Origin of the sequence: Nostoc sp., assembly GCF_036919675.1 — a bacterium.
In the GTDB taxonomy this organism is placed as follows: Bacteria; Cyanobacteriota; Cyanobacteriia; order Cyanobacteriales; family Nostocaceae; genus Nostoc.
Genome location: NZ_JBALCP010000129.1, coordinates 126,524 through 151,125 on the forward strand (window position 1 = coordinate 126,524; position 24,602 = coordinate 151,125).

Genomic DNA, 24,602 nt, shown 5'->3' on the forward strand with positions numbered 1-24,602 from the left:
TTAGCGAATCCTGGCTGAAAAAGCCAGCCTCAAAATCAAGTTAGGGGCTGCTGGCTCCAGTCAGACATTGAGCCAGAGGCTCGATGAATGCATTCCCATGCAGAGCATGGGAACGAGGGAAGAAAATCAAGATGCAGGGGATGAGGGGGGAGTGGAGAAATGGGAGATTGAGCCTTTGAGGCTGAGACTTGAGCTTTTGAGGCTGAGACTTGAGCTTTTGAGGCTGAGACTCGAGCTTTTGAGGCTGAGACTTGAGCTTTTGAGGCTGAGACTTGAGCTTTTGAGGCTGAGACTTGAGCCTTTGAGGCTGAGACTTGAGCCTTTGAGGTCGAAACTTGAGCCTTTGAGGCTGAGACTTGAGCCTTTGAGGTCGAAACTTGAGCCTTTGAGGTCGAGACTTGAGCCTTTGAGGTCGAAACTTGAGCCTTTGAGGCTGACACTTTAAGTTCTAACTCTTTCCTGATTCCCCACTCGCCACTTACGAGAGATAATCTCAGTAGGCGTTATCTTAAAAAATAGTGCCCGGGCGTAATTACATATCCAGCCCAGTTTGCCGAATTCAGCACAAACTCACGACAAGTAGTAGCTTGCAAGGTTCCTTTTGATGAATAGCACAAAGTTTCTTTTTTTAGATAAACAAATTACTGGCTGGCGAAGGTTGCTGTCCAAATGCCTGTTTTTGCTTGCAAGTCTTTTCATTATAAGTATGCAACCTGCATATGCTGGTCTTAATAATGATTTATATGATGGCAACATCTTTGTCGTTTATGCAGGCAATGGTTCATTGGTTCCTCCCAGACAGACACTTGCACAGACTTTAGCGGAACATAAACCCATATTTTTGGCCTTTTATGTGGATGACAGCAGCGATTCCAAAAGATATGCCATTTCCATTTCACGGGTACAGGAATTCTATGGTCGGGTAGCAGAGATTATGCCTATTCATGTAGATAGTATCCCACCTAAACAGACCTATGACCCTACAGAACCAGGATATTACTATTCTGGGACTGTTCCTCAAGTCTTGGTGTTTAATAAATCAGGTCAGGTAGTTTTAAATAAAAAGGGTCAAGTACCTTTTGAAGATATAGACGATCAATTTCGTAAAATATTTGATTTGTTACCACGCACAGAAACAGCACTGCTAAAGCGGCGAGCTTTCAATGAGTTCAGTAGTGAGTTAGCTAGGTAACTTATGGGGTAGACCAAATTGGTCTGCCTTAATTTTTCGTGCTTGTTACTACATTTATGCTGATGTAAAAGCATAACATTAGAATATCTGTGTTAACCATTTAGGAAGTTAATCTATAGTCCCTTATAAAGTGTATTCTGATGTCAAAGGTTTACACCACCCAGGAGCTAATTCAAATTTTGGCAGCCGAACGCCAAGCTTGCCTCAACGGAAAACGCCTAAAATTAGAAATCACAGTCTCTGGCAATCCTGTAATTGACCAGTTTATCAGAACTGATGGGCTGCAACAATTCACAGCCTATCAAGATTTCAAAGCTGCAATTCACGACTATCAGAAAGAAAATCAAGTTTCAGGTATTATCTGGCGGGAGGTAACAGTCAAAGGTAAAAACTTGAACTATCCCGAAGTAAACACTGAGTTAATAGCCCTCACCAGTGACTTAGAGATATTAAAAACTGCTAAAAATTCCATCGTCGAATTTTGGCATCAAGTCTCTATGGGGATGGATTTATACTTGAGTTTCAATAATAGTAAACAATACCAACAAATTCTCACATTTGATGTAGAGAGAATTGTTCAAAGAACAGAATGGGCAAGTTTGTGCAAGTGGGAAAATTCTAACTTTTTGGAAATGATTTTGCAGCTAGGATGGGGTAAACCAGAAGAAGCCTACTATAAACGAGGAAGACCGCGATCTGGTAGTGAATATATTCATGCAGTCAATCCTGGTAATCGCCCCATTGGTTGACCAAACATTCTTGTCTCCTACCTTCTTCAAGGTTGATTTTGCTCGATCAGACTGACGATCGCTGTAGCTAAATCCCCTAGTTCGACGGGTTTAGGTAGGTGTTTTTGAAACCCTGCTGCCATTGCTTGGTTGTAGTTAATTTCTCCAGCATAAGCAGTCAAAGCGATCGCCGGAATTTGCCCCCCTAGCTCTGGCGGTAATTTTCTCACCTCGCGCAGCAACATATAGCCATCCATCAAGGGCATTCCAATATCGCTTAACAGGATATCTGGCTTTGATTGGGCTAATGTTTCCAACGCTTGGGCGGCTGATTCAACTGCTGTTACAATTGCTCCATATTGTTCTAGCGCAAAGCTAAAAAACTCTCGCACATCAGCTTGATCGTCCACCAGCAGGATTTGCACTCCAGCAAGTAATGTGTTCTCAGTACTGAGTTCTGGTTGAGAAGCCTCAGTACTGCTGACTCGCAACTCAGAATTTTTGAGCAAAGGTAGTCTGACTGTAAAGGTAGCCCCTTGTCCTTCTCCCAGACTCTCTGCCTGAACTGTACCACCGTGAAGTTCTACTAAATGACGCACAATTGCCAGTCCCAATCCCAGTCCGCCAAATATCCTGGTTGTCTTGGCATCTGCTTGTCGGAAGTAGTCAAATACGTAAGGCAAAAACTCTAGGATGATTCCCTTACCTGTATCAATCACCTGAATTTGAGCATCTGACCCAACTTGCTCTAAACGCACTTCTACTCGTCCTTCTGTGGGTGTGAATTTAACGGCATTGGAGAGGAGATTCCACATCACTTGTTGTAAGCGATCGCCATCGCCCAGAACTTTGCCGATATCATCACTCAGCACTGTTTGAATTTCAATTGACTTGGCTTCTCCTGCTAAACGCACCGTTTCTAGTGCAGCTGCGATCGCTACTTTCAAATCCACTGCGTAAAGATTTAGGTTTACTTTACCTTGTAGAATCCGCGAAACATCAAGTAAATCTCCAATTAATTGGGTTTGTAACTGGGCATTGCGCTCGATTGTTTCCAATGCCCGGATTCTAGTAGCTTCATCAAACTTGCGGGTTCTGAGTAACTTTGCCCACCCTAAAATAGGATTCAGAGGAGTTCTGAGTTCATGGGAAAGGACAGCGAGGAATTCATCTTTAATTCGGTTGGCTGTCTCGGCTTGTGCCCTTGCAGTCTTTTCAGCTTCATAAAGTTGAGCGCGAGCGATCGCTTGTGCACACTGCTGTCCCAATGTCAACATAAATCCCCGGTCTTCTTGATTAAATATTTGTTCATTGGTAAAGCTCAATCCCAGTCCCCCAATTACTTTGGCTTCTGCTATTAAGGGAATGGAAGCGCAGGCATTATTCCCTGTGAGAGCCACAGCATCTGCTAAGTTGGGATATTTAGCAATCATGGCTGCTAAATTTTCTAAAAAAATCGGCTGCCTAGTTCTGACTGTTTCTGCTATTTGGTTAGGGGCAGTGATCGGAAAATTTGTCCAGGCATCTATGAGTGATTGTGAATAGCCAATTGCTTGCACAACCTTCAGGGTAGTACCTCCCTCAGTAAGTAAGACAACAGAACCAGCAGTGGCTTCCAAGGCGGCAATCCCTTGGTTTACGATCACATCAGCCACCTGTTGGGGAGTTAGCGCTTCCGAGAGGGCAGCAGTTATTCTTTGTAAAAGTAGCGTGCGATTGACAGACCGTTCAGCTGCCTGTTTTGCTTGTTGAGTTTCCTGGTAGAGTCTGGCGTTGTCGATGGCTGTCGCCGCCCGAAGAGCAATATCCTCTGCTAAAGCCAAGTCTGTCTGTTTGTAGTGCCGACCTGACTCGGCTGTAAAAAAAGAGATTGCTCCAAATAATTGCCCACGGGAACGAACTGGAATCACCATTAAAGAATGAATACCCAGACTTCGCAGCAATTGCAGATGTTCATCGTCTTCAGCCATCTGGACAAGATGAGACTGAGATAATTCGGGATAAAAAACAGATATTCCCAACTGTAGGCGCTGCACAAGCTGTTTTGCTCTGGTTTGGGGTGGATAACGCCGTTGGATTTCGTTTAAAGTATTTTGTTTTGTGGGATCGGCAATTGCGATCGCAATTTGTTTACTTGACCAATCTTCCTGGAAAACATCTACAATACACCAGTCAGCTAGGGTAGGAACTGCTAGATTAGCCACACTTTCCAAGGTGATTTCATAATCCAATGAGGCAGCTAGTAAGGTGCTGGCTTCAACTAAAAAGTTTTGTGTAATTTCAACTCGTTTACGTTTACTAATATCTTCAATAATGCCTAATGCATACTTTGGAAGTCCATTAGCATCCCAAACTGCTGATGAAGTTAGGTTTACCCAAACAATGGAACCATCTTTGCGGATGTAGCGCTTCTCTAGGGAATAATCATTAATTTCTTTTGCTAAAACTCGCCGAGCATTCTCCGAATCAACTTCTAAGTCGTCAGGGTGGGTAATTTCTTCAAAGTTCATTTGAATTAACTCTTCATGGCTATACCCAGTAATTTCGCACATAGCAGGATTAATTTGCAGAAATCGTCCATCTAACGTTATTAGAGTAATGCCCACAGCTGCCTGGTTAAACATTGCCCGGAACCTTTCTTCGCTTTCCCGCAAAGCAACTTCTGTTTGCTTTGCTGCTGTCACTTCTGCCAGAATAATTCCAATTCCTACCGTTTCGCCCATTGTGTTGTTGACTGGGTAATAGTTGCCCAGCCAGTAGCCGTACCTTCTAGGTTGTCCCCTTGTCTCAGCGCTAATTTCTACATTCAGCAGAAGTTCTCCAGTATCCAACACCTGCTGTAACAGTGGCTCCAACTCAGCCGTCATCTTTGGCAACACTTCCCCAAATTTGCGTCCTAGATGTTCTTCTATGGTCAAACCGTTAATCTCAGCAAAAACTTGATTAATTCGGATATATCGCAGTTCCCGATCCAAAAAGCATACTGCAACAGGAGCAGCTCCTAAGAGCGCATCTAGAAGAGATAGAGATTCGGCATAATGGACTAAAGCCTGGTGGATATCTCGATAAAGTCGCGCATTTTCCACTGCTAAGGCAGCACGATGGGTAATATCTGTTGCTAAAGTTAAATCAGAGCGATCGTAGCGACGGTCTGATTGAGCGATGATAAAGCTGATGCAGCCAAGGACTCGCCCTTGTGCGATTAACGGCACAATCATCACAGACTTCATCCCCAATTGCCGAACAAGTTCTAAGTGTTCCTGATTCTGAGTAGTTGCCACTAATAGCGAGTCAGATACTTCTGAGATTAATTCGCTTTGCCCGGTTTGCAGTACTCTAGTAATTGCACTTGCAACCTTATAATCTGTGACATACTCCTGAAGTTTACGCGCCAACTCCGCTTTAGATGGGTCTGCATAAGCAATAGGTAGGCGGCGAATGGAACCATCTTCATTTAAAATGTCAACGCTACACCAATCAGCTAGCTGGGGAACTGAAATTTTGGCGATCTGTTGCAATGTTTGTTCATAATCTAGCGAAGTAGAGAGTACACTACTAATTTGGGCGATATAGCGGAGTGTTTCCTCAGCCTGCTTACGCTCTGTAGTATCGAGAACAAAAAAAGCTCCTCGATCTACAGTCCCTTCAAAATGGCTACCACCTGCCAAAATCGGCAAGCGTGAGCCGTCTTTACGGATATATTCTTTTTCATAGGGTGTGCAAAAGGGGCTGTCTTGAAATTGAGTCAGTGCTTGCTTATCGAGTTGCACGTACTCTGTAGGAGTCAAGTCTTGCCAGCGGAGTATTCCGGCAAGTAATTCTTCACGGGTATAACCCACCATATTCAGCAAGGCATCGTTCGCGTCTGTAATCCTACCGTCTTTATCCCAGAAGCCAATACCAATCATATTTGACTCAACCACGCTGCGAAACTTCGCTTCGCTTTCCCGCAGTGCTTGCTCAGTTTGTTTGAGTTGAGTAATATCAATTGAACTAATGCCTACTCCCAACAACTGCCCATCTGGCAAACATACTGGATAGTAGCTGACAAGACCATAACGATACACCCCAGGCGGATAAGTTTCACCGCTCATTTCCTGGTTAAGCAAGGATTGCCTAGTTCTCATCACTTGCTCAAAAACAGGTTCAATTTGCGCTGCCCATTCCGGTAGTACTTCCCTAAAGGTACGACCAATATGTTGACTTTGCGGTACACCGTTAATGGCGGCTAGCGCTTCATTAGCATGAACGTAGCGAAGTTCAGTATCGAGAAAAGCCAGCGCCACTGGTGAACTAGTAACCCAAGCATTAAGCAATGCCAGAGATTCGTCTTTTTGCTGAATAGCTTGCTGAAGTTCCTGATGCAACCTGGCGGTTTCTAGTTCTGCCTGTTTGCGCCCAGTAATATTCACACCTGCACAGGTAATACCCTGAATGTTATTGTCTGTATCTCTTAGCGGTTCAACCAGCAAATCATAGTAACGATCTTCTCCAGCAATTGTCAGATAAACCTCTTCACGGGTTGCAACACCAGTCTCTAATACCTTCAGCTTAATAGCCCTCAATTTCTCTGCTACTAAAGCTGGAAATAATTCATCATCAGACTTTCCTAACATTTCCTCAGCAGTGTTTAAACCTTGAGGATTATGAATCCACTGATATCGCAAATCGCGATCCTGCTGAAAGACCAGGATATCTGAACTGCTTAACGCTAATCGAAATCGCTCCTCACTAACTTTCAGCTTTTGGAGGTTTCCATCAGCCCATCTTTTAGCAGTCTTTAATACCTCACATAAAATGCTAAAGAGTAATCCTTGTAATCCAAACAACCCAATTCGCACAAAATTGGATAAGTCCAAACTCAACTCATAAACTGGAGGGAGAAAGAAGTAATCGCTCAGTAACACAGACAAGGAAGTTGCTAACAGCCCTGACTTTAAACCACCATACCAAGCACTCACCATTACAGCGCTAAAAAACAGCAAGAAAGGAGTTCCACTCATGCTGAACCAGAGGTCTAGTATCAACATTGGTATTAATGTAAATGCAACAATTAATACAACAATGCCATAACGCAGTAACTGGGAATAATGAATATGGGGCATGAAAATGTCTTGGATCAACCAATACTTATTGCAGCGGCTGTACATACCCTAAGCTAGTTTGTATATTTTAGGAACTTATCCACAGATAGATTTTTATTTAGTTTTAATAACCTCTTTTGTTAGAAGCTAATTCCTCAAGAATATAGTATTAAAAATAAAAAATTATCGTTAATTATATATAGTAATCCTGTTTGATTTGTAAAAATTCAAAGCCACAGAATCCCTGACTTCTCAAATAAGTCAGAGATCCTGTTTAGGATTACTATAAGTAAGTGGGCGTGAATAATTAAAGGTTTGTAGTCAGCGACTCCAGCCCTTAGAATAGGGCTGGAGTCGCTTTCTAGGTTCCGATTTAATTAATTTTACATTGCGTAATATAGTTTGGTTTATTTTTACTCTACTTACTTAGAAGCTCACGAGTCAAGAGATATCCTTCAGCACTGCTACCAATTTGTCAATATGTGCTGCTTCATGAGTTGCCATTAAAGATATTCTGATCCGACTTGTGGGCACCGTGGGAGGACGAATTGCTGGAGCAAAAATGCCAGCATCTCTTAGCTGTTTTCCAGCTTTGAGAGCATCAGTCGCACTGGGCAATTGAAAACATAATATAGGTGATTCCGAAGGCAGTAATTTTAGATTAGGTAACTGTTGTTGCAGCAAATTTTTCAAGTAATGTACATTTTGCCACAATTGGGCACGGCGTTGCGGTTCTTGTTGCACTATCTTGATTGCTCCTAAGGCCGCAGCTGTATCAGCAGGTGAAAGCCCAGTGGTGTAAATCCAAGTGGGTGCGCGGTTTCGCAAGAAGTCAATTAGGGCGCTACTTGCTGCTACATACCCGCCTAAACTACCCAAAGCTTTACTCAAAGTGCCAACTTGAATTAACTGCTTTCCTGTACATCCAAAATGTTCCACACACCCAGCGCCAGTTTTTCCTAGTACCCCAGTGGCATGAGCTTCATCAACTAGCAGCATACAGCTAAACTCATCAGCGAGATCCAACAGTGCTGGCAACGGGCATAAATCGCCATCCATGCTGAAGACAGTATCAGTAAGAATCAAACAGCGTCGATAGTTTTGTCGCTGCAAATTCAACTGGATTTTTAGTACTGCAAGATCACAGTGCGGATATTCCACAACTGCTGCACCGCTGAGAATCGCCCCATTTTTCAGACTGGAATGATTGTACTGGTCAGATAAAATTAAATCACGCTTGCCAACGAGGGCGGTAATTGTACCCAAATTGGCTAGATACCCGGAACTAAATACCAAGGCATCCTCTGTTTGTTTGGTAGATGCGATCGCCTCCTCTAATTCCCTGTGTAATTGTCGATGCCCACTGAGTAATCTAGAACCAGTACTACCAGTTCCAAATTCTGCGATCGCAGCAGTTGCGGCTGCCATCAACCGCTCATCCCCAGTCAGCCCCAAATAGTCATTACTGGCAAAATTAATTACCTCTTGACCAGCTAAAACCACCGTTGCACCCGGACGACCGTGGATTGTTTGTACTGAACGATACCAGTCTGCGCGATGAATTGTTGTTAAGGAATGTTCTAGCCAGGTATAAGGGTCAGTGGGCATAGGGGGAGTAGAGAGGCATACTTCGACTGCGCCCTTCGGCTACGCTCAGGACAAGCTCAGTAACCAGGGGAGGCAGGGGAAGAATAACAAAGGACAAAGGACAAATGACTATTAAACTTGTTCGCTGCTGAGATGAGCGATCGCTTGTTTAATCCAATCTTCGACATAGGCGTCTTTGGGTAGTCCGATATCTTCACTCACCACATGCAAGGCGTTACTGACCTCATGGGCAGTATATCCCAAGGCGAAGAGGGTCATTTGCACCTCTTCGAGAATTCCGGGTGCTGGCCCACCTGTGGCGACGAAGAACCCGGCTGATTTGCGCCATTCGACTAACTTGCTTTTCAGTTCCAAACAGATGCGTTCGGCGATTTTTTTACCGACACCGGGAGCCTGAATTAAGATTTGTGTATTGCCAGCGATAATTGCTTGGACTAAATCTGGTAGTTCCAGAGTGTCCAAGAGTGCGATCGCTAAGGCTGCACCAATACCGGTGACAGTCAGCAAGTGGCGAAATAAATCGCGTTCGGATGGCGAAGCAAAGCCATATAGTAACGGCACTTCTTCACGAATTTGGAAATGCGTAAAAATTTGTGTCACTCCTCCCGACTCTGGTAACTGGTTTGCTAGCCGTTGGGGAACTTGCAAATCATACCCCAAGCCATTCACTTCCAGAGTCAGGATCACGCGATTAGCGCCAATTGTTTGGATACCAGCGACTATACCTTTTAGATAACTAATCATTACAAGAGACCAAAATATTTTAATCCTTCGATAATTCCACCTGCACAAAAACCTTTTGCCAGGTAGTGATGATCAGCGGGATACTCATCGTGCCATTGGAGTAACTCTTTTCGGGCATTCCCCACAATGATTCCCCGTTCGTTGCCTACAGCAAATAAAGCAATATCATTACCTGAATCACCACAGACAACTGTTTGTTCTGCTGCAAATTTCCACTTCTGGCGTAAAAACTGCATTGCCTGACCTTTATCGCTGCTATGGGGTACAATGTCAAGGTCTATTCCGCTACTGTAGATTAACTTTACATTTAATTTATATTTCTGCAACTCCGCCTCAAGTTGTGGTATCACACTTGCAGATGCCTCTTGTTGTAAGAAAAAACTCACTTTGAAGGGACGCTGTTCTGAATCTGGTTGCAAAACTAACTCAGGATATTTTCTAGTAATAGATAATACTGTTTCCCGTTTCCATCCCGGAGAGAGGATTTCTGACCAACCTGAGTCTGGAGTATCAGTACCATCAAAGTAAATCTCAGTACCTACAGAAAGAACAAGAGCATCCGGTTGCAAAAGATTTTTTTGAGCTTGAAGTTCTTTGTAAAGTACAGGCGATCGCCCAGTAGCATAAACAATTTTCGTGCCGTATTCTTGGCGATGTTGATTCAGCAGTTGATTTAGTTCTGGTAAGGCGCTGTCATCGCCCACAGTGCGATATACGAGGGTGTCATCCAAGTCAGTCACAAAAAGAAATTTAGCCATAACCACCTCTTTTGCCAGCTTTACCATCAAAAAGTTTATGTCCTTTTTGCACTTATCTAGCAACGCCCCACAACCTCCGATCAATTGATCTGCTCACTCCTGGCGCTGTAATGCGTCTAGTGAAACACAAAAAAGCTCACCCTGTAAGCGTTTAGGATGGGCTTTTATTTGGATAGAACTGAATTTTTTGTGCCTACTATAATTTCATTACAACGATTGTTGCAATGACTTAAGCATTGCTTATAAATGAAAGAGCATTTGTTATTTCGGAGAACCCATTTGTTATTTCGGAGAACCCATTTGTTATTTCGGAGAACCCATTTGTTATTTCGGCGAACCCATTTGTTATTTCGGCGAACCCATTTGTTATTTCGGAGAACCCATTTGTTATTTCGGGGAACCCATTTGTTATTTCAGCGAACCCATTTGTTATTTCGGCGATCGCTAGTTCAATTCTCATCAAATCAAAGGCAGGCATCATTTCAAGCTATGCGATCGCCTTAGAGGTTGTTTGAAAAGTGGTATGTTGTGATTTTAATCGAATTATTACCCCCCTTATAAAGGGGGGAAATAAGAAAATCCGGTTCCCTCCCCTTTATAAGGGGAGGGTTAGGGTGGGGTAAAAAATATCTGATACATCAATCATGACTTTTCAAACATCCTCTAAAAGTTATTGATGAATAGCGATCGCTTATTTGTTCTTTAATAGCTGTAAAGCTTGAATTTGCGATCGCCCCTGGAGTTAGAAAAGTCTATTTAGCAGAGGGAAGCTTTAGTTGGATATTTAATTTGTTCCCTATTTCCATAACATTGTTTGCAAAGTCTGTCATACCTGCGATCGGAGCAGCGACTAAAGTAGCAGCAGCTAGTAAAGCTAGTAGACGCTTTTTGAGTTTGGGTAAATTGCGTTCTTTTTCTGGCTTTTGAATTTCTGCTTCTACATCATCAATATCAATGATGATGTCGTCGCGGGTTTCTGGCGGGAATTGGGCTACAGTTTGGCGCAGGTTGCCGATCAGTTGCAGAATTTCGCTGATGTTTGCGCCGCTTGTTTGGGTGAAGTTAGAGGCTTGCTGACTGGCGTTGTCTTTGACTTCGTTGGCAAAGTTGCCGATGTTTGCGCCTTTGAAGTCATTTTGGATTTTATCACCTGCAACGTTATCGCCTTTGCCGAATTGATTGATGGTGTTAGACATAGTTTTTAGGGGTTTGTAATGGAGTTTAAGGAGTTGATGGGCTGGTAAGGCTTGCATAGCATAGGTTTGACCGTCATCATCGCTAAATTCTACTTCGTATACTTCGGGGGCGAGAATTTCGACAATGGTTCCCACTTGACCTGCAAGGAGGTTATGTTCGGATAAGGGAGTTTTAAGAGCAACAATATCTAATAAATTGAATTTGTTTGGGGTCGCAAGCATGGGCATTATCTCAAAATATAGCAACTAACGAGACGGGGAAAATCATCGGTGGGGCGGACGATCCAAGTTGTGCGAATGTTAGCAGTGTTTTGGTTGCGGGTGATGGGGAAATCGACGATATAGCGTTGACCATATTCATCTAACAGGCTGGGAATTGCTTGATAATTTTGAATCGCATCTTCGATTAGCAGTTGCAGAATTTCTGCATCATCGCTACCTAAATCTAGGATAGCGGCAAACAGTCTGGCCTTATGCTTTCCGCGATCATGTTGGGAGTTAAGGCTATAGTTCCGCAGTTTGTTGCGATCGATAAAGGCTAATTCAAAGTTGGGTAACTTCATCCAATTTTATTGCCTTCGACCTCATCGCCAGCAAAGTTATCGCCTTCTCCATGTTGGTTAATGGTTTTAGAACGGCGATCGCTAACATTGACATTAACTGTAAGAGGTGAGTCGTCTGTTTCTATATCAATAACTTGATCGCCTTTTAACTTTCTTTGACGTATTCCAATGTCTTCATAGCCATCTAAAAGTTGACGCAAATCGAGTTTTAATTTTAGTTTGCCGATGGTGATTGTGCTTTCACCCATTGATTCAAGTCCGAGAAGTTCTTGGTAGTCAAGGGGCGGGTGGTTGGGATAGTTGGGGACGGGAACCCATTCGGTGATTTCGAGATTAGGAAGACTTTTGTGAATTTTTTGGAAGACATCGCGGAGAATGCCGAGAAATAAGCGGCGGGTTTCTTTACGTCTGCTAATGGTGATGAAGATTTTTTTGTCTTCGGGATCGGCTTTGATCCGAGCGATGTTGTAGATTTCGTTGTTTTCTTGATATTGCAGCATTACGCCACTGCGCCAATAGATTTGGTTATGAATTTTTTCGTGGCTGATGACGATAAAGCGGGAGATGATGCTTTCGGGGAGAACTTTGTAATGGTATTGAAATTCCAGGGTTTCGTCGTGGAGTTCTGTTTCGTCTGGTTGGTCTTTAGGCAAAAGTCCCGCAATCAGGAATTGTGGTGGTTTACAATCTAATTTAAAGCAAAGCTCAAATTCTTCCATCAGATCGCTCAGATATTTGTGACGATCGGTGGGATAACGCTCTGGATTGAGGATGCGGGTAAGATCGGCAAAGGTGAAGATGCCTTTGGTTTTAGTTTTGAGGTTTTCATCGCTCAGGAGCGCGTAAATACCTTCTGTCACCCAGTTGGGTTTGAGGACGTTGGTATCTTTGAGGATGGGATGATCGCGGAAGTTGAGAACTAAGCCGAGTCGATGCAGCAAGTCGATGAGTTGCTCTTGGTTTTGTTCTTCGGGAATCTTGTTTTCGTAGCAGATGCCAATATAGCTCCGGTAGCTGATGAAATCTTGGGGCATGGATTCGAGTTGTTGTTTAACCTTGAACCATGAGAGGGGTAGAAGGTCGTAGACTTCTTTGAGGTTGCCAACTTCCTGCAAAATAGCGGTGCGAAGTTCATCAATACCGATATTCTCTTGGCAGGAAGTTTCGATAATCGCTTGGATGTTAGGATATTTTTCGCGTAACGCCTTGCGGTTGATGTCGAAGGGTTGTTCGTCTTTTTTGTTGCCAACGATAATCACGGGGGAACGTCCGCCGAAGCTTTCGATTAGTTTCAGCCAATATTCGATGCGGTTTTCTTCTTCGCTGGTGCGACAATTACAAACGAGGAGATAGAGGCTGCGCTTAGTCAGAAAAAACTGATGGGTGGCATGATAAATTTCCTGTCCGCCAAAGTCCCAAACATTCAGGCGGATGTCTTTGCTATTGACCTGCACGTTCCAAGTTTCTACATTGAGTCCGTCGGTTTGGGGTTGATTTTTATCATATTTATCGCGGATTAGTCGCTCGATAAGGGATGTTTTGCCGACGCTACCTTGTCCGATGAGCAACAGTTTGGCTTCGTTGAGTGGACTCACTTCACCGCTTCGGAGTAATTGCAAGTAATTGAAAATGTCTTTAACTGAACCAACATCATCAGAAGATCCTAAAATCTCTGGTGAAATAGGAAGCGGATTTGTCCGTAAATCTAGTATTTCCAATTTCGGTAAACTTTTGATCGCCTCTGGAATCTGTGTTATTTGGTTGGATCTGAGGTGAAGCTCCCTCAGATTGGTTAATTTAGCGATCGCCTCTGGAATCTCGGTAATTTTGTTGAAACTAAGGTAAAGCTCCCTCAGATTGGTTAATTTAGCGATCACCTCTGGAATCTCAGTAATTTTGTTGAAACTGAGGTGAAGGTCGGTCAGATTGGTTAAATTAGCGATCGCTTCTGGAATTTCGGTAATTTTGTTGTTAAAGAGGACAAGCTCCCTCAGATTGGTTAAATTAGCAATTGCCTCTGGAATCTCAGTAATTTGGTTGTTATAGAGGTCAAGCTGCGTCAGATTGGTTAAATTAGCAATTGCCTCTGGAATCTGGGTTATTTGGTTGTCACTGAGGTAAAGCTGCGTCAGATTGATTAAATTAGCAATTGCCTCTGGAATCTCGGTTATTTTGTTACCACTGAGGTCAAGCTGCGTCAGATTGGTTAAATTAGTGATCGCCTCTGGAATCTGGGTTATTTGGTTGTCATAGAGGATAAGCTGCGTCAGATTGGTTAAATTAGCGATCGCCTCTGGAATCTGGGTTATTTGGTTGTCATAGAGGATAAGCTGCGTCAGATTGGTTAAATTAGCGATCGCCTCTGGAATATGGGTTATTTGGTTGTCATAGAGGATAAGCTGCGTCAGATTGGTTAATTTAGCGATCGCCACTGGAATCTGGGTTATTTGGTTGTCATAGAGGATAAGCTGCGTCAGATTGGTTAATTTAGCGATCGCCTCTGGAATATGGGTTATTTTATTGCCATTGAGGATAAGCTGCGTCAGATTGGTTAATTTAGCGATCGCATCAGGTATTTCAGTTAGCTCTACTCGAATTAAGATAAGTTCCTCTAAATGTAGTATTTGCGTTACCACATCGGGAATACTCTCTAAAGGATTGCCACTAATATCCAACTTACGCAAATTAGGCAAACCCAATAGTTCGAGTGGAAGCGTTTTTAAATTGTTGCCTGAAACCTTTTCGAGAAGGCGGTTTCTTACTGGTTCATAACCTTTAACCTTCTTTCCCAAAATCAAAGACTCAAGCTGCTTCAACTTACCAATTTCTACAGGTAACTCAGTCAACTCCTGCCCCGACAAGTCTAACTCTTGCCAACCCTCAGCCACGGCGCGATCTATCAGTACCAACAACTCATCCTGCGTCATAATTCCAAGGAGAAGGGTAAAAGGAAAGAAGATTGATGAAGATTATCTTAACTGATTAGCGAAAAATGCTAAATTATCACTTGTTGGCTACACCAACGCGCCTTGAGATGATAGGAAAAGCGATCGCGCGAGTGCTAACTTGTCAGTTTGCTGTTTGGGATATTGCGGATTTAGGCTACGCCTACGCATATATCTAAATCTGGTTTCTAGCTATCTCTGTTATGATACCTACGATCAATTTTTGGCATTGCTTACAAAACGAGCGATCGCATCCCTGACAGTACACCAGGGGGCAATCACGCTATCTAACAAATTTGAATATTTCTACTCATCACTCAAAGTTTCAATTAATAAATCTACTTGCTGCTGTCGCTGCTGCAAAAAACTTTCGCACTGACGCAAATACTCTACAGCCTTAGCAAATTGGTCAAAAACCTCTTCCAATTCCAACTCACCCGCCTCAATGCCAGCGATAATTCCCTCTATTTCAATAACTTTTGCCTCATAATTCCAACCTTCCTCAGAATTAGAAGCACTCTTACGTTTAACCATCAACCTCTCTGTGTCCTCTACGCCTCTGTGGTTCGTTAATCCTTCATTTCCATAACCTTCACTTTAACCCCACCTTGCCCCAACTGAATCAACAAATCATCTCCCACAGCCAACTCAGTTGCAGAACGAGCGATCGCCCCATCTTCCCGCCTCACCACAGCATAACCACGCTGCAACACCGCTTTCGGGTCAAGAGTTGCCAACTTTTGCCGCAATAATTCTAAATGCTGCGTTGCTTGCTGCGATCGCCCCGTCGTGATTTGCACCAATTGCTGACGCTTCCAAGCTAGCTTTTCTACCTCCTGCTGCACTTGTCGATCTAACCGCAAACGTCGCAAACGATTTTGTAATACTTGCAGTTTATTTTCAGCAGTTTCCCCAAAGTCATGCACCGCTTCATCTAAAGCCACAACTCGCTGCCGATGTTCAGTATACAACTCTGAAAGTGCTGGCACAACTCTTTCCGCCGCCGCAGTGGGTGTATGCACACAAGCATCTGCAACTAAATCTGCTAAAGATTCATCGCGTTGATGACCGATACCAGTAATTACAGGAATCGAACAACTAGCCAGTGATCGCACCACTCGTTCATCATTAAAGCAAGCCAATTCCTCAACCGCCCCACCACCCCGCGATAAAATTAGCACTTCGGCACGACCATCATTTTCCACCCGATCAATTGCTTTGACGATAGATTCCGGCGCTTGTTCACCCTGTACTGTAGCCGGAGAAAATAAAACCTGTAAACCTGGATACCTTTGCTTGAGAGTTTTTTGAATATCACCCCAAGCAGCAGCAGTGGGTGAAGTGACGACAGCGATCGTTTGGGGGTGGATTGGGAGCGATCGCTTTCTTTGCGCGTCGAACAACCCCTCAGCCAGCAAGCGATTTTTTAGTTGTTGATAGCGCAGCGCCTGTAAACCAACACCAGCAGGTAGAGTCTGCCAAACTGATAACTGATACTCTCCCCGTTGCGGATACAGGCGAATACTGCCCAAAATAATTATCTGCTCACCGGGAACGGGTATCTGGGCGAGTTTTGGCAATTCGCTATTCCATACCACACACTTAATTCCGGCGGTGCGATCGGTATCTTGCAGCGTGAAAAATAAACCACTGCGATGATGGTTAGCACTGGAAACTTCTCCAGTTACCCAAACTTGCCGTAATTGTTCATCTTGCTCTAACAGCAAGCGGATATAGTCAGTTAATCCAGATACTGAAAGCGCTGTATCGAGAATCAGAGAGTCGGGAAGGTCGAGAGTCATCAAAGATGCCTGAAAGCATTTGTGCTGGAGCGATTTTAGCATTTTAATGAAAACAGAAGTTTATGCTAGTAAACGCTTTAATCTTTTGTAGACATCATCATCATTGCGCTTACCGACTAAAATCACTTCTACTAAATCTTGATCAGGAAAATACCTGTAAACAATTCGATATTCACCACTATCAACTCGATATAAACCCTGATAACCAGATAGCTGCTCACTATCAGCGGGTAAAGGCTCAACATTCAAAGCCAAAACCTTTTTTGCAATCTGTGCTGCTATTTTAGGCTGCAAACCGTTCAGAAAATCAAGAACAGTTGCTAAACCATCAAGCTTCGCCATTAGCTAAATGCTCTAATGCAGATGTAAAAGCCTTTGTACCAATCATTTTAGACTGACTCAGAGCAACTTCAGCTGCTTGACCGAAAACCATATCCTCTAATTCTTCCAGCCGATTAATTAATTTTTCGTAGCTCTCGGCTGAAATAATCACATGGCTAGGCCGTGATTGCTTAGTTAGTAGCACTGGCTCAATAGCAGCTTTATCAAAAACCTCACCGTGTTTGTTACGAGCATCTGTAAGAGTGTAGGTCTGCATAGCAATTTTGACTATTTTAGACATTTTGACTATATTTTAGCAGATAACTCTTCTCATCTCAATTCTGGCTTAACAGAACTTGCTGCTCGTTTATGTAAATAGAATAGTTATGTAGAGAATAATTCAGCAATGAACATAACTTACTATTTTGTTACGATCAGTTTATGACTGCTACTCCTGTTATCGATGCCCTAATGAGTTTGAGATATAGCTGTTAGATGAGCAGAGCGTTTGAATTTTGATTAAGTAGAAATGTTTTCATCACTTAATTTTTATATCCTGTATTACAGTATGGATGCGTTATCTGTCCGTTATCTACACTCGCTAATCCGCCATCTTCTTTACGCTGGATATGATCAATCGAAATTGAGTTTCTATGGATAAGACCATTGCAGATTTTACACTTTGGTGCATTTTTTAATGCATCCTTTATATAAATCTCATTTTTTTTATTCGTATTAAAGTCTTGTGTAGATGAAGGAATTTCTTTATTTATTGTACGAATAGTCAAATATTGAAAATCATTGCTAGAGATAATCTCATTTATAACATTGCCAATTATTTTTTCTGTTTGTAAATTAGTTACAATTTTTTGAAATATTTTTGATACATCTTTGTAGCTTTTGTGAACAGACTTATATTTTAAATAAATTTGCTGAATTAAATAATCATATTTTATGAGGCATTCCTCAAAGTGTTCTCGTACTTGAATAAAGTCATCTATTTTTTTTCTTTTATCAAGTTCTATTACAAAATCAACTACAGCGAGTAAGGATACTGTTCTATGTCGTCCATCTTTTGAGTAAAAGTATATAACTGGATGTAACCCCAAAGATGAACAATGATTACTGTTTAATCTATATACAAGCTTCCTGGTATTTTTTAAAATCTGTATTGTTGCTTCCCCAGTTAAGTCATTGTTAATTCCCTTGTTATTAAAATCTAGATTGTTAACAACATTCACAAAATCTAAAATTAGTGGTAATGTTTGCGATGAATATAGTTTTCCTCCAACTGGTATGTCTAGAGTTTTTATAGGAGTCTTTAACTTAGGCGCAAAAAGTATCTCATTAATCTCTTTAGCTATTTCTTGTATTTGATATTGTGTTTCATCTGAAAAAGATGACCAATATTTATGCCCTTTACCGCTTCTGATAATTGCACGCGCTGCAATACTGTTAGGCTTTTTCCTAGATTCAAGGAGTTTTAGCTCAGTTTTATCAATTGGTGCAGCTTGTTGATTAATTTTGAAGAATGAAGTTTCTGCTTTAGTTGCATCACCTTCAACCTATTGAAGCTGGATTGCCAAGGCTGCTAGATTTTTAGCATATTTGACAACTTCGGGTTTAACTTTATCAGGGTGTGTGGAAGCTAACCTAAAATCATCATAGGAGCCGACTGTTTTGTTTACTAACTTTCGTGTTTCTTGAGCAACTTCTAGTTGTTCATCAGAAATTACCCCATCATAAAAAAGTTTTGAAATTTTACCATCACTATAATCATCGTTTACCCAAGCAGATAAAGCACTCAATCTATGGCTACCATCAATTACAAACAAGTAGCCACCTGTACTTCGCCATAAAATAATTGCTGGTATTAAATCGCCCTCAATAAAACTCTTGACAAATTCACAAATTCTATTTTTGTCCCATTCGTTAGTTTCTCTTTGAAAATCAGGTTTTTTGATGTTTGAAAAGAAGAATGAGTCGATTTTAAGGTCTTCAATAGAAATTGTTTCTTTTTTCTTACCTAGATTAATATTTTCTTCCACATCAAAATCTTCTCGTGGAATCAGAGCATCTAGATTAATTTTAGCCATGATGTTTTCCCCTCTATTAATACTGTATAATCTTTAGCTGGTAAGTAGAAGTCAAGCTCATCAGAGCAGCAAGTAAGACTGAGCATTATATCCGAAGCATAAATTAGCACCTTGGTGTAATACAGCGTTAAAACTATTATTTTAACTATTTATCCACTGAAAAGCGGTATTTCAGTCTGGACTAACAACTGAGCATTAGGTAAATACAAAAGTGAGAATTTCAGCGAAATTAACACACTTACGCTACTAAAGACAGAAAACAAAAGCGTAAGGTTACAACTATGGCTCAGACACTAGAACGCCAACCTGGTGGCTTATACATTCAAACCTCTAAGTAGGTAGGCACAATTAAACAAAACTGTGTAAATTTATGTAAAGTGCTAAAAACGCTTTAAATATAAGTTTTTAAGCGATTTACATTTATTAATTTAGTTATATTTTTTAACGCCCACCTACTTAATCAACAGCAAATCGCCTTTCCTCTTAAGCACACCGAAGTGCAAGCCAAACATATCGAGGCTGAAAGTCATCTAAAGCATTGAAAATCTCTTCACTACTACCCTATAAGCTGTCTACAGCTTACCCCGACCCGGTGAAGTACGCTGTAGATGATATGCTGATTCATCATATTAGCGATCGCTCCTAATTTATCAACCTCCGCAAATGCTCACAAGTACGGTTCTACTGACACTGTATATTTAGATAATTTTTTTTGAAAACCCCTTGCTTACTCAGTCAAAAAAAGCTATCTCTGAATGCAAGTTGGTATCATTGTGCAAGACTACTCTAATCTGGTAGCGATCGAGTTACGATCTTGTCACACCCTTTTTTTGATTTGGAGAAGTCCTATTCCAGAATTTTCTGGTTAAAATAGTATATCTGTTCTACTCAGACTCCCAGAGCAACACTCCTTAAAACCATATATTTAGAGGCATTAGAGGCAGGAATGGCTATCAACACCGATACTTCTGGCAAGCAAAAAGCGCTGACTATGGTGCTCAACCAGATTGAGCGCAGCTTTGGTAAAGGAGCAATCATGCGCCTGGGCGATGCCACCCGGATGCGGGTGGAGACGATTTCCAGTGGAGCGCTCACCTTAGATTTAGCATTGGGTGGTGGTTTACCCAAGGGGCGGGTAATTGAAATTTATGGCCCCGAAAGTTCCGGGAAGACTACAGTAGCGCTACATGCGCTCGCCGAAGTGCAAAGAAATGGCGGTATTGCCGCCTTTGTTGATGCTGAACACGCCCTTGACCCTACCTATGCTGCGGCATTGGGTGTAGATATTGACAATTTACTGATTTCCCAACCTGACACAGGCGAATCAGCTTTGGAAATTGTCGATCAGCTTGTTCGCTCTGCTGCGGTTGATATTGTGGTCATTGACTCAGTAGCAGCACTGGTTCCCCGCGCTGAAATTGAAGGGGATATGGGCGATATTCACGTTGGTTTGCAGGCGCGGTTAATGAGCCAAGCTTTACGTAAAATTACAGGTAATATTGGTAAATCTGGTTGTACAGTAATTTTCATTAACCAGTTGCGGCAAAAAATCGGTGTTACCTACGGTAGCCCAGAAACCACGACTGGAGGTAATGCATTGAAGTTTTATGCTTCGGTGCGCTTGGATATTCGTCGGATTCAAACCTTGAAAAAAGGTACAGAAGAATTTGGTAACCGCGTCAAAGTTAAAGTCGCTAAAAATAAAGTAGCTCCGCCTTTTAGGATTGCGGAATTTGACATTATTTTTGGCAAAGGAATTTCTACCTTGGGTTGTATTGTAGACTTGGCAGAAGAAACTGGCGTGCTTGTCCGCAAGGGAGCTTGGTACAGCTACAATGGCGACAACATTTCTCAAGGACGAGACAATGCCATTAAGTATCTAGAAGAAAAGCCTGAATTTGCTGAACAAATTAAGCAACTGGTGCGTGAAAAGCTAGATAAAGGCGCTGTTGTTTCTGCTAACTCTGTAGCTAAACCCAGTGAAGGAGATGAAGAGGAAGAACTGGATTTAGAGCCAGAAGAATAACTAGTGGAGATTTATTAATCTGCAACTGCTAATGGATAGTGCGTTATAAAGACAGCTAACGCACCTTTTCCAAGGTATTGATGAGTTACAACAAGCCTAAGGAAATGATTGCTACTATATGACGAGCAATCATTTTTTTGGCCTTTCTCGTTGGAATCAGGTAAAAGTAGGGGTGTACATCTGTATATTGGTGTCAACTTAAGCAAAAAGTCAGCATAAAATGTAATCTAGGAACATCTGCTTTGATGTTCTTAGATTCCACGCTTACAGCTATTTTCAGGTAAATAGACCACGCTCTACGGGCACAGCAATGCTGTGCCCCTACGACAGATGTGGTTCAAATATATGAAAACTGCTGTAAGTTAACACCGGTAACAGATATGCCCCCCTACGAAGCATTTTGCAACTCAGCTGTGCGGACTGAAAGCTGCTGTGTCTGATTACCTCGTTGCACTTTCACCTGTAATATTTGACCAAGCCGACTGTCTTCCACAAAGTTCTGCAATTGTTCAGCACTGGTAATAGCTTTACCATCAACTTGAAGAATTACATCGCCGCGCCGGATACCCGCAGATGCAGCTGGAGAATTGGGAACAACTCGCATTACAAAAACACCATTAACTTCTGGTATCTGAATAGGAGAGTTGGGATCGGTGTTATTTTCCTTGGCAAGATCGGGCGTTAAAGTTAGCATTTGCACACCTAGATACGGGTGAGCAACTTTGCCATCACGTTGCAGTTGGGCTGCGATCGCTTTGGCTTTATCGATGGGAATCGCAAACCCAATACCCATCGCGTCAGGACGAATGGCTGTGTTAATGCCAATCACTTCACCTTGGCCATTCAATAGTGGCCCTCCAGAGTTACCAGGGTTAATCGCGGCGTCTGTCTGAATAAAGTCCAAGCGTTTATCACTAATGCCGACTTGGGCGCTGGAACGTTTGAGAGTACTGACAATTCCCAAAGTAACGGTGTTATCAAATCCCAAAGGATTACCAACTGCGATCGCCCAGTCTCCTACCTGTACATTATTAGAAGAACCCAAGGGCGCCACTGGTAAATCGTTACCAGCATTTATCTTGACTACTGCTAAATCTGTGACTTCATCAATGCCTTGAACTTTCCCTTCAAAGGTGCGGCCATCTTTGAGCCGGACTGTTACTTTATCAGCCTTATCGACCACATGAGCATTAGTCAGAACTAACCCGCTCTTGTCAAGAATGAAACCTGAGCCTAAACCGCGCAACTGCTGCTCAGAAGGCATCTGTTGGGAGAAACCGTCACCAAAAAACCGGCGGAAAAAGGGGTCTTCAAAAGATGGATCAACGCGACGAGTAATTGTACGCTCAGTATCAATCCGAACAACTGCTGTGCCCACACGATTCACTGCTGCTGTGACAAAGCTAGTGCTACCGATCGCAGGAGTGGCTGGTGATTGCCGGGCAATCACTTTTGAAGTATCTCCAGCAGTCATAGAGGGTGCTGGTTCGGCTTGGGAGGGCAACACTTGCAGGGTGCTAACAGTTAGCACAACTCCTAGCGCGATCGCTAACACATGAGAACTGAGTTGACGTATAGACCGGAATAATTTGGGAAATCGCATAATCACAACCTAATTTATTAAGCCTAATTGTTGCTTAGTCGTGACAAATCTATTTACAGTTATTTTTACTTCAGGTTTCGCCTGCTTTTCCCAATACTGGGGTTAGGGCATTTTGCGAACTACCTCTAATCAACTTAATGGAAAATTTAACCCAAAAGCTATTATGGACATTTACACTTTACAAGTTCGGTTTTTACCCATTAATAAAACTTTTGGATTGCTAATGATACTAGACCTTTCAAGGTAATCACACTCATGAAAAGCGGACAGGGGATAGCCATGCTCACTTTTGGTTCAAAACCTTGTCAGATGATGACTCTGGACGATGAACTAACTTTTGAATAAAATTTCATTTCGACTGCTTGCACCTAGCTGGGGTAAAGAGTTGATAACTGAGTGGGGAGTGAGGGCAGCAGGAACGGCCAAAGGTAGTTGTAATTGTTTTACAACACTTTGCAAGAGTTGGTCTTGTCCAGTCCGGAAACCCCAGACATTTGTCCCCCGGTTGATAATCGCAAACCAAACCAAACCGCGATCGCGTGTGGGCATCACTCCTGCTAAAGCGCTAACATCGCGGAGCGTGCCAGTTTTGATCACAGTAGCAAGGGGAATGTGTCTGGTGTGTAGTGTACCTCGGTGATCAAACCCAGACATGGGGAACAAGTCAGCCAGATTCAGCTGATGGGCAGATGCCTCAACTTGAATAGCCATCAGCATGGCACAGACAGCCCTGGGGGAAATGCGATTTTCTGGGCCCAGTCCTGAACCATTGATTAACTGAATTTCCACTTGTGGCACTCTAGCAAGGTTAGCAGCAGTGGATTGGACTACACTTGCTCCTCCCACTGAGTCTGCCAGCATCTGTGCCATATCGTTGTTACTGTAAACGTTCATCTCCTTAAGCAGTTGCTTCAAGGGCAATGAGCGATGCCGGAGTAACAAAGTTTGTTGAGGATTTGGTTGCGCCTCAACTTTCACCCCACCTGCAATCACAACTTGAGGCTTGGGCGTTCCCTTGGGCATAATTGAGTACCTGAAAATAGCGGGGCGGCCCCAAGTCGCACGATTTAGTATTTGCTTGAGCATCAAACCTGCTAGCATCGGCTGACGTTGGAAATTCATGGCAAAATTGCCAGTAATGATCAAATTTCCCTTTACCTGCTTGATGCCCATTTTATTGAGAGTATTACCAAGTGCGATCGCTTCTTCCCAAACAAACATCGGATCGCCACGGCCTGTAATTACCAAATCGCCCTGCACAACTCCATTTACCACTGGGCCAGTCACACTCACCAAAGTATCAAATTGGTAATCTGGCCCCCAAGTTTTCAAAGCAACTAATGAAGTGGCAATTTTGGTTAAAGAGGCAGCCGGCAGAGGTGTTGTACCTTGGTGATTTGCCATCAGCATCGGCCCCGACTGCATCCAAATTCCCTGACTCTCAGCCAGATTTTGCGCCACGACTTTTGATGTTATGAGCTTTTTCAGATATTCCTGCACCGTAGTAGCCCCAGCTGGATTGGGATCAGGGGCTAGAACCAAGCCAGGGCTACTTTGCCAGGTCAAAGCATCTAAGGCATCTAGAGGTTTGATTTGTACCCCGGCCATTTCCAGCCAGAGTGACACCAAACCTGAACCCAATAATTCCAGCATCTTTTATTCCTCTGTTAGGATTTGATATGTTGTTTCCTGTGCTAATATACAAGCTTTTTTACCATAATCAGTATTGAGTCATAATAACTGGTGTTTTTCTCATCTGTAAGTAGGGTGAATCATTGTTTTCCTGGCTGCTTTGATAATGCCAAAATGCGATCGCTCATGAAGATAGCCGCATGAGTAATTGAACTACACCACTTCCTACTCCCTTCTCCTCATTACCCAGCTTAGTCGTGGTCTAAATACTTGAAAAATGCTCTATACAGACATTTTTGATATG

General features: G+C 42.7%; 20 protein-coding genes. 5 read left to right on the forward strand and 15 right to left on the reverse strand.

Annotated features, from left to right (window positions below):
* The first annotated feature begins 67 nt into the window (after positions 1-67).
* From V7K49_RS28830 to V7K49_RS28840, 3 genes are all read left to right on the forward strand, one after another.
* Positions 68-445, forward strand: a complete 378-nt coding sequence (locus V7K49_RS28830) for a hypothetical protein (protein WP_335208677.1) — start codon at positions 68-70, stop codon at positions 443-445.
* A gap of 159 nt (positions 446-604) precedes the next feature.
* Entirely contained in the window at positions 605-1,192 is a 588-nt protein-coding gene (locus tag V7K49_RS28835; RefSeq protein ID WP_335208678.1) for a thylakoid membrane photosystem I accumulation factor, read from the forward strand.
* A 140-nt stretch (positions 1,193-1,332) separates the two neighbouring features.
* Positions 1,333-1,941 (forward strand): hypothetical protein, encoded by a 609-nt coding sequence (locus tag V7K49_RS28840; protein WP_334873518.1) that lies wholly within the window; start codon positions 1,333-1,335, stop codon positions 1,939-1,941.
* Positions 1,942-1,967: 26 nt separating this feature from the next.
* Here the strand turns inward: V7K49_RS28840 and V7K49_RS28845 are convergent, their stop codons facing one another.
* The 7 genes from V7K49_RS28845 to V7K49_RS28875 all read right to left on the reverse strand — a co-directional run bounded on the left by V7K49_RS28845 (position 1,968) and on the right by V7K49_RS28875 (position 14,800).
* Complete coding sequence (locus V7K49_RS28845) at positions 1,968-7,025, reverse strand: PAS domain S-box protein (protein ID WP_335208679.1); 5,058 nt, start codon at positions 7,023-7,025, stop codon at positions 1,968-1,970.
* 420 nt (positions 7,026-7,445) lie between these two features.
* The gene (bioF, locus tag V7K49_RS28850; protein WP_334873522.1) at positions 7,446-8,612 is read right to left on the reverse strand and encodes an 8-amino-7-oxononanoate synthase; all 1,167 of its coding nucleotides are present in this window, start codon (positions 8,610-8,612) and stop codon (positions 7,446-7,448) included.
* Between the two features lie 111 nt (positions 8,613-8,723).
* Positions 8,724-9,356, reverse strand: a complete 633-nt coding sequence (gene ruvA, locus V7K49_RS28855; protein ID WP_334722020.1) for a Holliday junction branch migration protein RuvA — start codon at positions 9,354-9,356, stop codon at positions 8,724-8,726.
* Positions 9,356-10,114, reverse strand: coding sequence for a sucrose-phosphate phosphatase (locus tag V7K49_RS28860; RefSeq protein WP_335208680.1), 759 nt, complete (start codon positions 10,112-10,114; stop codon positions 9,356-9,358). Before V7K49_RS28860 ends, ruvA begins: the two co-directional genes overlap by 1 nt.
* A gap of 752 nt (positions 10,115-10,866) precedes the next feature.
* The gene (locus tag V7K49_RS28865) at positions 10,867-11,532 is read right to left on the reverse strand and encodes a DUF4926 domain-containing protein (protein WP_335208681.1); all 666 of its coding nucleotides are present in this window, start codon (positions 11,530-11,532) and stop codon (positions 10,867-10,869) included.
* Positions 11,533-11,537: 5 nt separating this feature from the next.
* A complete protein-coding gene (locus V7K49_RS28870; protein WP_335208682.1) occupies positions 11,538-11,873 on the reverse strand; it encodes a DUF6883 domain-containing protein in 336 nt (111 codons plus the stop codon).
* Complete coding sequence (locus tag V7K49_RS28875; RefSeq protein WP_335208683.1) at positions 11,870-14,800, reverse strand: leucine-rich repeat protein; 2,931 nt, start codon at positions 14,798-14,800, stop codon at positions 11,870-11,872. The genes V7K49_RS28870 and V7K49_RS28875 overlap by 4 nt, the downstream gene beginning before the upstream one ends.
* A gap of 65 nt (positions 14,801-14,865) precedes the next feature.
* Here V7K49_RS28875 and V7K49_RS28880 point away from each other — a divergent pair, with 65 nt between their 5' ends.
* Positions 14,866-14,997, forward strand: a complete 132-nt coding sequence (locus V7K49_RS28880; protein ID WP_335208684.1) for a hypothetical protein — start codon at positions 14,866-14,868, stop codon at positions 14,995-14,997.
* A gap of 127 nt (positions 14,998-15,124) precedes the next feature.
* Here V7K49_RS28880 and xseB read toward each other — a convergent pair whose 3' ends face one another.
* The 6 genes from xseB to V7K49_RS28910 form a co-directional block, all read right to left on the reverse strand.
* Entirely contained in the window at positions 15,125-15,352 is a 228-nt protein-coding gene (gene xseB, locus V7K49_RS28885) for an exodeoxyribonuclease VII small subunit (RefSeq protein WP_334873835.1), read from the reverse strand.
* Positions 15,353-15,387: 35 nt separating this feature from the next.
* A complete protein-coding gene (gene xseA / locus V7K49_RS28890; protein WP_335208685.1) occupies positions 15,388-16,620 on the reverse strand; it encodes an exodeoxyribonuclease VII large subunit in 1,233 nt (410 codons plus the stop codon).
* 60 nt (positions 16,621-16,680) lie between these two features.
* Entirely contained in the window at positions 16,681-16,962 is a 282-nt protein-coding gene (locus V7K49_RS28895) for a type II toxin-antitoxin system RelE family toxin (RefSeq protein WP_292805626.1), read from the reverse strand.
* Positions 16,949-17,218, reverse strand: coding sequence for a type II toxin-antitoxin system Phd/YefM family antitoxin (locus V7K49_RS28900; protein ID WP_335208686.1), 270 nt, complete (start codon positions 17,216-17,218; stop codon positions 16,949-16,951). Before V7K49_RS28900 ends, V7K49_RS28895 begins: the two co-directional genes overlap by 14 nt.
* A 265-nt stretch (positions 17,219-17,483) precedes the next feature.
* Positions 17,484-18,182 carry an HNH endonuclease signature motif containing protein gene (locus V7K49_RS28905; RefSeq protein WP_335208687.1) on the reverse strand — a complete coding sequence of 233 codons (699 nt, stop codon included), beginning with the start codon at positions 18,180-18,182 and terminating at the stop codon, positions 17,484-17,486.
* A gap of 324 nt (positions 18,183-18,506) precedes the next feature.
* Positions 18,507-19,037, reverse strand: coding sequence for a DUF262 domain-containing protein (locus V7K49_RS28910; RefSeq protein ID WP_335208688.1), 531 nt, complete (start codon positions 19,035-19,037; stop codon positions 18,507-18,509).
* A gap of 946 nt (positions 19,038-19,983) precedes the next feature.
* On the opposite strand from V7K49_RS28910, the gene recA reads away from it, so the two are divergent.
* Positions 19,984-21,063 carry a recombinase RecA gene (recA, locus tag V7K49_RS28915; RefSeq protein ID WP_292823097.1) on the forward strand — a complete coding sequence of 360 codons (1,080 nt, stop codon included), beginning with the start codon at positions 19,984-19,986 and terminating at the stop codon, positions 21,061-21,063.
* Between the two features lie 388 nt (positions 21,064-21,451).
* Here recA and V7K49_RS28920 read toward each other — a convergent pair whose 3' ends face one another.
* The gene (locus tag V7K49_RS28920) at positions 21,452-22,666 is read right to left on the reverse strand and encodes an HhoA/HhoB/HtrA family serine endopeptidase (protein WP_334873822.1); all 1,215 of its coding nucleotides are present in this window, start codon (positions 22,664-22,666) and stop codon (positions 21,452-21,454) included.
* Positions 22,667-22,996: 330 nt separating this feature from the next.
* Positions 22,997-24,319: a D-alanyl-D-alanine carboxypeptidase gene (locus V7K49_RS28925; RefSeq protein WP_335208689.1), complete on the reverse strand. Its 1,323-nt coding sequence runs from the start codon at positions 24,317-24,319 to the stop codon at positions 22,997-22,999.
* Positions 24,320-24,602 lie beyond the last annotated feature (283 nt).